Source organism: Buchnera aphidicola str. G002 (Myzus persicae) (assembly GCF_000521565.1).
In the GTDB taxonomy this organism is placed as follows: Bacteria; Pseudomonadota; Gammaproteobacteria; order Enterobacterales; family Enterobacteriaceae; genus Buchnera; species Buchnera aphidicola_C.
The window spans coordinates 455323-469199 of the sequence record NZ_CP002701.1 but is presented as its reverse complement, the minus strand read 5'-3'; the positions used below and the strand labels follow the sequence as shown (position 1 = coordinate 469199).

The following is a 13877-nucleotide window of genomic DNA, read 5'->3' as shown; positions in this document are numbered from 1 at the left end:
TTTCAATGAAATTTGGATCTTTATTACAATGAAAAATCAAAAAATACTTGATCTCTTACTGCCTTTAAGTTCAGATCAATTAAACAATTTAAAACAACTGGAAAGTAGTTGTTCTAATATACAATGTGCTTGGCTATCAGGTTATTTTTGGAAAGTTGCAAATCAATCATCTAATACACTTCCTATTCAAATAAAACAATTTAATACCAAACCTGTTATTACTATTATTTCAGCTTCTCAAACTGGTAATGCAAAGTTATTATCTGAACGTCTTCATGAATACTTACAAAAAAACAATATAAAAACTCGTTTAATTAATGCTATTGATTATAAATTTAAAAAAATACAAGATGAAAAAATATTAATTTTAATTATTTCAACACAAGGAGAAGGTGAACCTCCAGAAGAAGCATTATCTTTATATAAATATATTATGTCAAAAAAAGCTCCAAAATTAAATGATTTTTATTATAGTATTTTTGGTCTTGGAGATGTATCTTATAATTTTTTTTGTCAAGCAGGAAAAGATTTTGATAAGAGATTTAAAGAATTAGGTGGAAAATCTTTAATTGATCGATTTGATGCTGATATTGAATATGAGGATAATTATATTCAATGGTCTGAAAAATTATTAGAATCACTGAATCTTCATTATAAAGATAATCATAAATCATTTCCATCTTCTACTAATAATGAAAAGCAGTCTATAATTCTAAAAGATCTTTATAATAAAAAAAATCCTGCAAGAGCTCCTGTATTAATTAATCAAAAAATTACTGGTCGCAATTCTAATAAAGATGTCCATCATATTGAAATTGATATTCAAAATTTAAATATCAATTATATACCTGGTGATGCATTAGGTGTTTGGTATAAAAATGATTCGAATTTAGTTAAGGAAATATTAGAATTACTTTCTATTCAGGCATCTGATAAAGTAACAATTAAAAATAACGTTGTAACTATTTTTGATGCTCTAAAAAATCATTTTGAATTAACTAATAACACTAAAAATATTGTAAAAAATTATGCTGTTGTTACTAATAATAAGTTTCTAAAAAATATGATTTCTTCTGGCGAGGTAAATTTTCAAAACTATATTGTTGACACCCCTTTAGTTAAGATGATAAATGACCATCCATCAAAAATATCTTCTGAACAATTAATTAGCTTGTTGCGTCCTTTAACACCGCGATTATATTCTATTTCTTCATCTCAATCTGAGAATAATGATGAAATTCATATAACAGTAGGTGTTGTAAAAAAAATAATCTCTGGTAATTTACATTTTGGAGGTGCTTCTGGTTATCTTTCACAATCTTTAAAACCTGATGATATAATAAAAATATTTATTGAAAATAATAACAATTTTCGTTTACCCCTCAATCAAGATACACCTATTATAATGATTGGTTCAGGTACAGGTATTGCTCCATTTCGGGCTTTTATGCAACAAAGAGATAATGATGGATCTACAGGAAAAAATTGGATTTTTTTTGGTAATCCTCATTTTACCGAAGATTTTTTATATCAAATTGAATGGCAAGAATACATAAAAAAAGGTCTTCTTACGAAAATTAGTTTAGCTTGGTCACAAGATCAAGAACATAAAATATATATACAAGATAAAATTAGAGAAAATGGGAAAGAAGTATGGTCTTGGATAAAAGAAGGAGCAGAGTTGTATGTTTGTGGTAATGCTTCTAAAATGGCTAAAGATGTTGAAAAAGCGTTATTAGATATTATTAGTGAGTATGGTAATATGAATTTTGAAGATTCTGAGGAATTTTTAAATAATTTACGCTTAAATAAGCGTTATAAAAGAGATGTATATTAATGAAAAAAAGTAATAAAGAAAATGATTTACTCGAAAAAGTTACTGATGCTGAACGTATAAAACAAAATAGTAATTATTTAAGAGGAACAATAATTGAAGATTTAAAAAATGAAATAACTAATGGTTTTAGCGGAGATAATTTTTCACTGATTCGATTTCATGGTATGTATCAGCAAGATGACCGTGATTTACGTTTAGAACGTCATGAACAAAAACTAGAACCACGTTACGCAATGATGCTTCGTTGTAGATTGCCAGGTGGAGTTATTAAAGCAAAAAAATGGATAGATATTGATAATTTTGCAACTAAATATACATTATATGGTACTATTCGACTCACAAATCGTCAAACTTTTCAATTTCATGGAATTTTGAAAAATAAGTTAAAAGATGTCCATAAAATGTTACATAAAATTGAATTGGATTCATTAGCAACGGCTAATGATGTTAATAGAAACGTTCTTTGTACATCTAATCCTATGGAATCTTTAGTTCATCAAGAAGCTTATGAATGGGCACGAAAAATTTCAGAATTTTTATTACCACACACTAAAGCTTATGCAGAAATTTGGTTAGATCAAAAAAAGATTGCTACAACAGATAAAGAACCTATTTTAGGTAAAACTTATTTACCAAGAAAATTTAAAACAACAGTTGTAGTACCACCATATAATGATGTAGATTTATATGCAAATGATATGAACTTTATTGTTATTACAGAAAATAAAAAAATAATTGGTTTTAATGTTTTAATAGGTGGAGGATTATCTTTTATTCATGGTAATAAAAAAACATGGCCGTTTCTTGCTACAGAAATAGGTTATATTTCTGTAGAAAATGTTTTATTAATTACTCAAGCGATAGTTACAACACAAAGAGACTGGGGTAATCGTACTGATCGTGCTAATGCAAAAACTAGATATACCATAAATAATTTTAGTTTAGAATCTTTTAAAAAAGAAGTAGAAAAAAGAGCAAATATTAATTTTCAACCAATTCGTCCTTATCATTTTATAAGTAGGGGAGACAGATTTGGATGGATTAAAGATATCAATAATACTTGGAGTTTGACATTATTTATTCAAAATGGCCGTATATATGACAATCAGAATCAATTATTAAAATCTGGACTGTTAAAAATAGCAAATATTCATGAAGGTAATTTTAGAATCACCTCAAATCAAAATATTATCATTTCTGAAATCTTAGAAGAAAATAAAAATAAAATAGAAAAAATAGCTTTATCACATGGTTTAATTCAGAGAATCAGTCCTTTACGCCAAAATTCTATGGCTTGTGTTTCATTTCCTACTTGTCCTTTAGCAATGGCAGAAGCAGAACGTGTTTTGTTGCATTTTGTTACAAAATTAGAAAAGATTATGTTAAAGTATGGTGTAGAAAAAGAAACAATAATTTTCCGTATTTCTGGTTGTCCAAATGGTTGCGGAAGATCATTATTATCTGAAATTGGTTTGATTGGAAAATCTATTGGTAGATATAATTTGTATTTAGGAGGTAATCGCGTAGGGAGTCGAATTCCTAAAATTTATCAAGAAAACATTACTGAAAAAGAAATATTTATTCATTTAAAGTCTTTAATTAAATGCTGGTCTAATGAAAGAAAAACACAAGAAGATTTTGGAGATTTTATTATTAGAAAAGGTATTGTTAAAGAGATCGTTGATCCCATTTTTGATTTTTGGAATTAGTTTGGAGATAAAATAATGTCAATATTGAATATTAAAGATATTAATTTATTAAATGATAAAAAAAAAAATAAAATCTTATCTGAACTCAACTCGAAAATATCTAATTATTCTGCAGAAGAACGTATACGATGGTCATTAAAAAATTTACCCTGTACACATATTATGTCATCTAGTTTTGGTATTCAATCAATAGTTTTATTACATCTTATGATTACGCAAAAACCAGATATCCCTATAATATTAGTTGATACAGGTTATTTATTTCCTCAAACATATAATTTTATTGATTTTTTAACTGAAAAATTTAATTTAAACTTACAGGTCTTTCGATCAAAAATATCTCCAGCATGGCAAGAAGCAAGATATGGACAGTTATGGAAAAAAGGAATTCAGGGTATTAATTTTTATAATACTATCAATAAAATTGAACCAATGAATGATGCCTTAAATAAGTTGTCAGTACAAACATGGTTTGCAGGATTACGTCGTGATCAATCAAAAAGTCGAAAATTATTATCATATATTTCTATTCAAAAAAAAACTTTTAAAGTGTTACCAATATTAGATTGGTCTAATAATGAAATAAAAAAATATTTAAAAATCAATCAATTAGATATTCATCCTTTATCAAAAGATGGCTATTCTTCGATAGGAGACACACATACTACTTCTAAACATATACCAGGAATGTTAGAGGAAGAAACTCGTTTTTTTGGACTAAAACGTGAATGTGGTTTACATGAAGATAAAATTTAATAGATTTAAAAAAATAATTAATATACGTATTATTTTTTAAAACATAAACAATTTTTTTATCTATTTGAATTACATAAAAATGTAATTTATTATATTTTAATTTTTAGTTTAATTTTTTTATTTTTCAATACTGTATTTTAATAATTTCAGATAAGGTAAACGTGAATTATCTCCCTCTTTTTTTAGATTTAAAAAACAAAAAAATTTTAGTCATTGGTGCCGGAGAAGTAGCATTTAATAAAATTACGCTCTTACTACGTTCAGAAGCAAAAGTGAATGTAATTGCTAAAGAATTATGTTCAGAAGTTAAAACTCTTCTAGATGAAAAAAAAATAGATTGGATATCTGAAGAGTTTCATAAATCATTTTTAAATAAAACTTTTTTAGTTATTTCAGCTACAAATGATTCTAAATTAAATCAATATATATTTAATGTATGTAATGATTATTGTATATTTGTTAATGTAGTAGATAATCAATCAAAATGCTCTTTTATTTTTCCTTCTATTATTGATCGGTCTCCTATCATTATAGCGCTTTCTTCCGGTGGTACAGCTCCAGTTTTATTACGTTTATTACGTGAAAAAATAGAATCTATTTTACCAATAAGATTAGGTGATGTAGCTAAAATTGCAGGTAAATGGAGAAAAAAGATCAAACAACATTTTATAAATTTTTTAGAAAGACGTCGTTTTTGGGAAAGATTATTTAAGAGTATTTTTGTAGAATATATATTGAAGGGTAATAAAGATCAAGCAGTTAATTTTTTAAAAAAAAGTATTCATGATATTAATTTATTAAAAGGTGAAATCATTTTAGTAGGAGCTGGTCCAGGAGATAGTGGTTTATTAACTTTAAGAGGATTACAAGTATTACAGGAAGCAGATGTAGTTTTATACGACTACTTAATTTCTCAAGACGTTTTAGACTTAATTCGTCGAGATGCTAAACGGATCTGTGTTGGAAAACGTGCGGGTCTGAAAAATATTACTCAAAAAGAAATTAATATACTATTGATATCTTTAGCAAAAAAAGGTCAAAAAGTAGTACGTTTAAAAGGAGGCGATCCTTTTATTTTTGGTCGTGGTGGTGAAGAAATAGAAGCAGCAAAGAAAGCAGAGATTGATTTTCAAGTTGTTCCTGGAATTACTTCTGCTATTGGTATTGCTGCATATTCTGGTATACCATTAACAGATCGCAGATATTCTCATGGTGTAATATTTATTACAGGTCATAAATCGACTAATGGTTTCATTAATAATTGGTCTATTTTATGTGATGCTTCTTACACTTTAGTAATATATATGGGTATTTTACAGGCTAAAGAAATTTCTAAAAAACTTATTGAATTTGGTCGATCGAAATCGACACCAATAGCTATTATTGGACAAGGAACTACGATTAATCAAAAAGTAATTATAGGACGTTTAGATGAAATTGAAAAAATAATCAAACTGATTATAGCTCCTGGTTTATTAATTGTTGGAGAAGTTGTACTTTTACATAATAAGTTTAAATGGTTTCAAACTTAAAATTTGTTAAATAATATTTATCAGAAACTATTATAGTAAAATTAATAAAAAAAGGAAGATTAATGTTTACAAAAAATACTAGTCATTTGCGTCAATTAGAATCAGAAAGCATCTACATTATGCGAGAAGTAATGTCAGAATTTCATAATCCTGTAATGTTATATTCTATCGGAAAAGATTCTTCAGTCATGTTACATCTTGCAAAAAAAGCTTTTTATCCTGGATCTTTGCCTTTTCCTTTGCTTCATATAGATACTGGGTGGAAGTTTAAAGAGATGTATATATTTAGAGATCATATTGCTAGTACTTGTAATCTAGAATTAATAGTACATTGTAATTCAAAAGGAAAATTGTTAGGTTTAAATCCTTTTGAACATGGTGGTAGTAAATATACTGATATAATGAAGACAGAGGGTTTAAAAGAAGCTATAAATAAATACAATTTTGATGCTGCTTTTGGTGGAGCAAGACGAGATGAAGAAAAATCACGTTCTAAAGAACGTATCTATTCTTTTCGTGATTCGTTTCATCAGTGGGATCCAAAGAAACAACGTCCTGAATTGTGGTGGAATTATAATGGGCAAATTAACAAAGGAGAAAATATTCGTGTTTTTCCACTTTCAAATTGGACTGAACTAGATATTTGGCAATATATTTTTTTAGAAAACATTGAAATTGTTCCTCTTTACTTCGCTGCACTACGTCCAGTTTTAAAAAGAGATCGCGCGTTGATCATGATTGATGATGAACGAATGAATGTTCTTCCGAATGAAGTAATACAGAAAAAGATGGTAAGATTTCGTACTTTAGGTTGTTGGCCTTTAACGAGTGCTATTGAATCAGAAGCTAAAAATCTTGAAGATGTAATTCAAGAAACTTTAACAGTTAAAACTAGTGAACGAACAGGACGAGCTATTGATTATGATCAAAAAAGTTCAATGGAATTTAAAAAAAGACAAGGTTATTTTTAAATAAGAGGTTAAATTTAAGATAATGAGTATTAATATAAAAGATAATTTTAAAAATTGGTTAGATTTAAATCAAAAAAAATCTTTATTAAAATTTTTAACATGTGGCAGTGTAGATGATGGAAAAAGTACTTTAATTGGTCGTTTATTACATGATACTCAACAAATTTACGATGATCAATTATCTTCTCTGAAAAATGATAGCAAGCGTCATGGAACACAAGGTAATAAAATTGATTTAGCTCTTATAGTAGATGGATTACAATCTGAACGAGAACAAGGTATTACTATTGATGTAGCTTATCGTTATTTTTCTACTCATAAAAGAAAATTTATTATTGCAGATACTCCTGGACATGAGCAATATACTCGTAATATGGTTACTGGTGCTTCTACATGTGATTTATCTATTTTATTAATTGATGCTCGAAAAGGTCTATCTGAACAAACATATCGACATAGTTTTATTTCGACTTTACTTGGAATTAAAGATTTAGTTGTTGCTATTAATAAAATGGATTTAGTTAATTATAAAGAAGAAATATTTATTAATATAAAAAAAAAATTTTTACAATTTTCTAAGAAACTACCAGAAAATTTAAATATTATGTTTATTCCTATATCTGCATTAATAGGTGAAAATATTGTTTTTAAAAGTCATGCTATGCCTTGGTATAATGGTTCAACATTATTAGATATTTTAGAAACAATAAAAATACAATATAAAAATAATTCAGAAGAAATAAGATTTCCAGTACAATATATCAATCGTCCTAATTCAGAGTTTCGTGGATATTCTGGAACATTACTATCTGGTAGTATTCATGTTGGACAATTAATTAAAATATTACCTATTAATATAAATTCTCGCATTACTAATATAGTAACATTTGATAAAAATTTAGAAAAAGCAGAAGTTGGACAGGCAATTACTATAGTATTAAAAGATGAAATAGATATTAATCGAGGAGATTTTTTTGTAAATACTAATTCTCTTTTAAAACCTTCTCAAGAAGCTATTATTGATGTAGTCTGGATGATAGATGATCTATTATTAATAGGAGGATCTTATAATATTAAATTATCTGGGAAAAAAACACGAGTGTACATAAAAGAAATTTTATTTCAAATAGATATAAATACTTTAATAAAAAGAAAAAGTGATTCTCTTTCTCTAAATAGTATTGGCCGAATTAAAGTCATGTTTAGCGAACCTATGATTTTTGATAATTATGATGAGAATAGAATGACAGGAAATATAATTTTTATTGATTTTTTAACGAATATCACAGTCGGAGCTGGAATGATCAAGAGCAATTTAAGAACAAAAAAACCGATTTTACATGACCAGAAAAAAGATTTTGAATTAGATTTACATGCCTTTGTTTCGAAACATTTTCCGCATTGGAACATACCTAAATTAGTTATGAAAAAGGTTTCATCTTAAAATGAATAGTAACTTTCCAAATAATATTGTTCGTCAAAAACATTTTATTACTCGTATTAAACGTGAAAAAAAATATGGTCATAAATCAATTGTAATCTGGTTTACTGGATTATCAGGTTCAGGTAAATCAACCATTGCTAATTATTTAGAAAAAATATTATTTAAAAATGGTATTCATACTTACGTGCTAGATGGTGATAATATTAGATTAGGATTATGTTCAGATTTAAATTTCACTATAATTGATCGAGAAGAAAATATAAGGCGTATTGGAGAAGTAGCTAAATTGATGTTAGATTCTGGTATCATTACATTAGTATCAGTTATTTCTCCATACATACATCAAAGAAAAATGGTTTATAAAATATTAGGAAAAAAAAATTTTTTAGAAATATTTGTGGATACGCCCATTCATATATGTGAAAATCGTGATCCTAAAAAATTATATAAAAAAGCCCGTATGGGGAAAATATCTAATTTTACCGGTATTAATGATTTATATGAAAGACCAGAAACAGCTGATGTGCATTTAGATGGAACAGATTCTTTACAAAATAGTGCAAAAAAGTTAATTAAAGTATTGCATGATTATAATATAATATCTTTTATGGGAATCGATTGAAATTTTTCACTGTAAATAAAAAAATTGATTGTTTAGAGTAAAGTATGAGAATGTTAAAAACATTTCTATTTTTTTTGCTTGCTTGGTTACAATATTCTCTTTGGTTAGGAACAAATGGTTTTCTAGATTATATAAAAATACATCAAAAAGTTGTAATAGAAGAAAAAAATAATGAAAAACTTGAAATTCGTAATAATCAAATAATATTAGAAATTAAAAATTTAAATAATCATAATAATCATATTAAAAAAAATGAAACTTAATAATATTATTTTGGATATAAAATGATTTTGTTTAGTTTGTTTAAACCTAAAATTGTAGCTATAGTACCAGCTGCTGGAACAGGTAGTAGAATGATATCAAGTTTACCAAAACAATATATGAAAATTCAAGATCGTACCATACTTGAACATACCTTAACTAAATTATTGTTACATCCCTATATATCTCAAATAATTGTTAGTTTGCATCCAAAAGATAATTATTTTCATAAATTATCTATATCATCTCATCTTCGTATTTTTTCTGTGGTTGGAGGTAAAAAAAGAATTAATTCAGTTTTTTCAGGATTAAAAATAGTAAAAAATATTGACTGGGTAATAGTACATGATGCCGTACGTCCTTGTTTAAGTTATAAAGATTTAGACGCGTTAATATCTATGATAAAAAAAAATCCAGTAGGTGCTGTTTTAGCAAGACCTGTATGTGATACTATTAAATATAGTAATATAAAAAAAGAAAAAATATTATATACTATATATAGAAAAAATTTATGGCATGCTTTAACTCCTCAATTATTTCGATTTAAAATTTTGAAAAATTGTTTAAAAGAAATTATAAAAAATAGAATTAGTATAACAGATGAAGCATCAGCACTAGAATACTGTGGATATCATCCACTATTAGTTTTAGGAAGTTCTAAAAACATTAAAATTACTTGGCCTGAAGATCTTATTTTAGCAGAATTTTATTTAAAAAATATGTATAATGTAAATGAATAAAAAAGGACAGATTCATGAGAATTGGATACGGTTTTGATCTTCATGCTTTTGGAGATAAAAAACCATTAATTATTGGAGGTGTTTCAATTCCTTATGAAATAGGATTAATTGCTCATTCCAATGGAGATGTATTGATTCATGCTATCATAGATTCATTGCTAGGTGCTACTGCAATGGGAGATATTGGAACTTTTTTTCCTAGTAATAACCAAAGATATAAAAATATTGATAGTAGAATTTTGTTAAAAAACATTTGGAAGAAAATTACATTAAAAAATTATGATATATGTAATCTTGATGCTACTATTATTGCAGAATGTCCGAAAATGTCTTCATATATCTTTTCGATGAGATCTAATTTATCATTAGATCTTCAGACTAAAATAGAGAATATTAGTATTAAAGCTACAAGTGCTAAAATGATAGGATGCATTGGAAGAAAAGAAGGCATTTCTTGTCAAGCTGTTGTAATGCTTGTTAAAAATATTAGAAGATAATTTTTTTCTTAAAGAGAATGGAAAAAATAATGTTATTAAAATGTTTTTTATATAAATTATTTTTTTTAATATTCATGTCATTGATTTATAATAATTTTGTTTTTGCATCGTCTATAGAAAATAATTCATTTATTTATTTTGATCATAATAGTAAAAAAAAAATATTTTTTTTTAATAAGAATGAGTGTTTTTCATTTTTCAAATCCAAAAAAAATATTTCTTTAAAAAAACATGAAATTACTGTTTTTAATCACAGTTTTATTGGTTTATTTCGAGAAAACAAATTTCAAATGTTTTATACAGTTAAACGGAATGATAATCTTTATTCTATTGCTAAAAAATCTGGTCATAATTATTATGAATTATCTAAATTCAATTATATTAAAAAGCCTTATAAAATAATCGTCGGTCAGAAAATATGGATAGGAGATTTTTTAATTAATCAAAATAATTGTTCTATTATAGATTTAAATAAAAAAAATAGCACTTCTTGTGAATTAATATTTAATAACCCATTAAAACTTAAAAATTTTTTAAAAGATACTTCACGATATAGTACGAGTCAAATCTGTTTTTTTTGTGATGAAACAACTAAAAAAAAGAGTGTTCTTTTTAGAAAAAAAAATTTTATATCTTCTAAAGATTGGGATTGGCCTATTAAAAGTACAAATATTAAATATATTTATCATAGTAAATCAAAAAATAAAGAAATAGAATTTTTTGGTTTTAAAGGTCAGCCTGTTTTTGCTGCTGCAACTGGTAAAGTAGTTTGTGTAACTGATATATTTAAAAAATATGGTCGCTTAATTATTTTAAAACATAGTCAAAATTATCTTAGTATTTATGCTTTTAATAACTTAATTTTAGTTAAACAACAAGATACTGTTCATGTTAATCAACAAATTTCTACTATGGGATCATCTGAAAATAATTCATCAAAGCTATATTTTGAAATTCGTTATAGAGGTCAATCTATAAATCCATTAAATATTTTACCTCAAATTAATACCAAGAGAGTGATTTATTAAATTTTTCAATAAAAATTAATGATTTTTTATACATACATGAAAACTATAATATTTAAAGATTTTTATTTAGAAGCTGCACACTATTTACCATATGTACCTAAAGAACATAAATGTAGACGATTGCATGGTCATTCTTTTTTAATTCGTTTAGAAATAGAAGGTGAAATTGAAAAAAAAACTGGATGGATAATGGATTTTTCTGATCTTAAATTAATATTTCATCCTATTTACAAACAATTAGATCATAATTTTTTGAATAATATTTCTGGATTAGAAAATCCAACTAGTGAAAATTTAGCTAAATGGATTTGGGTACGATTAAAGCCTATTTTACCTTTATTAAGTGCAGTTATAGTTAAAGAGACTTGTACGTCTGGTTGTATTTATAGAGGTGATAATAAATAAAATAGATAAGAGTTATCTGTCTTATTTTATTAGAATATATTTATGCAGTTGTATTGAAAGCTTCCAATTTTTCATTATACAAGTTTTTATGCATATTTCTAAAGCTTCTTTATTTTGACTAATAGGTTGTAAAGAAACATAGCATTTTTTTTTATTTTTTACCATGGACAAGATCTTATCTAAATAAGATAAATCCTCTTTTTTTAAAATAGGATATTTAATTTCATTAGATCGCAACATTGCTGTTAATAATGTATTTTGATTTTTTTTAGGAGAAATTGTGACCCAAGTATTTAATGAGCATTGAATTAATTGAGTACCACTACTTTCTATTTGGCATCTAAATCCTTTTTTTTCTAATGTTTCTGTAAGATGTAATAAATTATATATACAGGGTTCGCCACCAGTAATTACTATATGTTTAGCGGTCCATTTTTTTATTTTAATATTTAAAAGTATTTGTTCAACATTCATGAGGCTCCACTGTTGGTTCGATGTATTTTTTTTTATAATTTCTTCAGAAGATATTTTATTTTTATCCAAACATGTCCATGTATATTTAGTATCACACCATGGACAATGAATCGGACAACCTTGTAATCTAATAAAAATAGATGGAGTTCCAGTATAGTAACCTTCACCTTGTATGGTTTGAAATATTTCATTAACCGGATAATTCATAATTTTTTCTCTTTATTGATTAATTTTGCAATAAGAAACAGGCATATATAACATACCTGATTCTTTTTTTTATATTTTATAAATTTTAAAAATTTATTTAATTATTTTTAATCTTTGAAAAGGTGCGTTTTTTTCTCCTAATATTTCTTCTATTCTGATCAATTGATTATATTTCGCAGTTCTATCTGAACGGCTCATAGAGCCAGTTTTAATTTGTCCGGCTGATGTTCCTACAGATAAATCTGCTATAGATGCGTCTTCTGTTTCACCTGATCGATGAGATATTATAACACTATAATTAGCTTCTTTTGCCATTTTTATGGCTTCAAGAGTCTCGGTTAATGTACCAATTTGGTTTAATTTGATCAATATAGAATTAGCAATACCTTTTTCTATTCCTTTTTTTAAAATATTGGTATTAGTTACGAATAAATCATCTCCTACTAATTGAATTTTGTTACCTAGTATATTTGTTTGATATAGATATCCTTCCCAATCAGATTCATTTTGTCCGTCTTCAATAGATACAATAGGATATTTATTACATAAATTTTCTAAATAATGAGTGAATTCTTTTGAAGAAAATTTTTTTTGTTCTCCTTCTAAGTAATATTTTTTCTCATCTTTATTATACAGTTCAGATGCAGCACAATCTATTGCTAGTAGTATATCTTGACCTAATTTATATTTTGTTTTATGTATAGCATCTTGAATCAAATTTAAAGCTTCTTCATTAGATTTTAAATTTGGTGCATATCCTCCTTCATCACCTACAGTGGTACTCATTCCTTTTTCTTTTAGTAATTTACCTAACGAATGAAATACTTCAGATCCTATACGTATAGCTTCCTTGATTGTTTTAGCACTTACTGGTTGAATCATGAATTCTTGAATATCAATATTATTATTTGCATGTTTACCACCGTTAATAATGTTAATCATGGGAAGTGGCATAGAAAAAAGACCTGCTGTATTGTTTATTTCTGAAATATGTTCATATAAAGGCATTCCTTTAGATAAAGCAGCTGCTTTTGCGACAGCTAAAGAAACAGATAAAATAGCATTAGCACCTAATTTAGACTTATTTTTTGTGCCATCTAAATCGATCATGATAGAATCAATTTTTTTTTGGTTTTTAGCATTTTTATTTTTTAAAGCGTTTGATATATTTTCATTAATTAATAAAACTGCTTTTTTTACCCCTTTACCCATGAATCTATTTTTGTCTTGATCTCGTAATTCTAATGCTTCTAAAGAACCTGTAGACGCTCCAGAAGGAGAGGAAGCTAGTCCAACAAAACCTCCTTCTAAATGTACTTCAGATTCTACAGTAGGGTTACCTCGAGAATCTATAATTTCACGACCTATGACTTTAATAATTTTAGACATGTTTA

General features: G+C 26.2%; 14 protein-coding genes. 12 read left to right on the top strand and 2 right to left on the bottom strand.

Features of this window, described 5'->3' with window-relative positions; genetic code table 11:
- Nucleotides 1-28 precede the first annotated feature (28 nt).
- The 12 genes from BUMPG002_RS02180 to queD all read left to right on the top strand — a co-directional run bounded on the left by BUMPG002_RS02180 (nt 29) and on the right by queD (nt 11802).
- Nucleotides 29-1837, top strand: a complete 1809-nt coding sequence (locus BUMPG002_RS02180; RefSeq protein WP_025369055.1) for an assimilatory sulfite reductase (NADPH) flavoprotein subunit — start codon at nt 29-31, stop codon at nt 1835-1837.
- Nucleotides 1837-3546, top strand: a complete 1710-nt coding sequence (gene cysI, locus BUMPG002_RS02175) for an assimilatory sulfite reductase (NADPH) hemoprotein subunit (protein ID WP_025369054.1) — start codon at nt 1837-1839, stop codon at nt 3544-3546. The genes BUMPG002_RS02180 and cysI overlap by 1 nt, the downstream gene beginning before the upstream one ends.
- A gap of 15 nt (nt 3547-3561) precedes the next feature.
- Nucleotides 3562-4302, top strand: a complete 741-nt coding sequence (locus BUMPG002_RS02170; protein ID WP_025369053.1) for a phosphoadenylyl-sulfate reductase — start codon at nt 3562-3564, stop codon at nt 4300-4302.
- A gap of 161 nt (nt 4303-4463) precedes the next feature.
- Nucleotides 4464-5834, top strand: coding sequence for a siroheme synthase CysG (gene cysG, locus BUMPG002_RS02165; RefSeq protein WP_044006141.1), 1371 nt, complete (start codon nt 4464-4466; stop codon nt 5832-5834).
- Between the two features lie 62 nt (nt 5835-5896).
- The gene (gene cysD / locus BUMPG002_RS02160; RefSeq protein ID WP_025369052.1) at nt 5897-6805 is read left to right on the top strand and encodes a sulfate adenylyltransferase subunit CysD; all 909 of its coding nucleotides are present in this window, start codon (nt 5897-5899) and stop codon (nt 6803-6805) included.
- Nucleotides 6806-6827: 22 nt separating this feature from the next.
- Nucleotides 6828-8249 carry a sulfate adenylyltransferase subunit CysN gene (cysN, locus tag BUMPG002_RS02155; RefSeq protein WP_025369051.1) on the top strand — a complete coding sequence of 474 codons (1422 nt, stop codon included), beginning with the start codon at nt 6828-6830 and terminating at the stop codon, nt 8247-8249.
- 1 nt (nt 8250) lies between these two features.
- Nucleotides 8251-8871 (top strand): adenylyl-sulfate kinase, encoded by a 621-nt coding sequence (gene cysC / locus BUMPG002_RS02150; protein WP_025369050.1) that lies wholly within the window; start codon nt 8251-8253, stop codon nt 8869-8871.
- A gap of 50 nt (nt 8872-8921) precedes the next feature.
- Nucleotides 8922-9134, top strand: coding sequence for a septum formation initiator family protein (locus tag BUMPG002_RS02145; RefSeq protein WP_235065606.1), 213 nt, complete (start codon nt 8922-8924; stop codon nt 9132-9134).
- 21 nt (nt 9135-9155) lie between these two features.
- Nucleotides 9156-9872, top strand: coding sequence for a 2-C-methyl-D-erythritol 4-phosphate cytidylyltransferase (gene ispD, locus BUMPG002_RS02140; RefSeq protein ID WP_025369048.1), 717 nt, complete (start codon nt 9156-9158; stop codon nt 9870-9872).
- 14 nt (nt 9873-9886) lie between these two features.
- Nucleotides 9887-10369, top strand: coding sequence for a 2-C-methyl-D-erythritol 2,4-cyclodiphosphate synthase (gene ispF, locus BUMPG002_RS02135; protein ID WP_025369047.1), 483 nt, complete (start codon nt 9887-9889; stop codon nt 10367-10369).
- 290 nt (nt 10370-10659) lie between these two features.
- Entirely contained in the window at nt 10660-11397 is a 738-nt protein-coding gene (locus BUMPG002_RS02130) for a peptidoglycan DD-metalloendopeptidase family protein (RefSeq protein ID WP_235065605.1), read from the top strand.
- 36 nt (nt 11398-11433) lie between these two features.
- The gene (queD, locus tag BUMPG002_RS02125) at nt 11434-11802 is read left to right on the top strand and encodes a 6-carboxytetrahydropterin synthase QueD (RefSeq protein WP_025369045.1); all 369 of its coding nucleotides are present in this window, start codon (nt 11434-11436) and stop codon (nt 11800-11802) included.
- 21 nt (nt 11803-11823) lie between these two features.
- Here the strand turns inward: queD and queE are convergent, their stop codons facing one another.
- Together queE and eno are read right to left on the bottom strand one after the other, a co-directional pair.
- The gene (gene queE / locus BUMPG002_RS02120) at nt 11824-12483 is read right to left on the bottom strand and encodes a 7-carboxy-7-deazaguanine synthase QueE (RefSeq protein WP_025369044.1); all 660 of its coding nucleotides are present in this window, start codon (nt 12481-12483) and stop codon (nt 11824-11826) included.
- A gap of 93 nt (nt 12484-12576) precedes the next feature.
- Nucleotides 12577-13872: a phosphopyruvate hydratase gene (gene eno, locus BUMPG002_RS02115; RefSeq protein WP_025369043.1), complete on the bottom strand. Its 1296-nt coding sequence runs from the start codon at nt 13870-13872 to the stop codon at nt 12577-12579.
- Nucleotides 13873-13877: the final 5 nt, after the last annotated feature.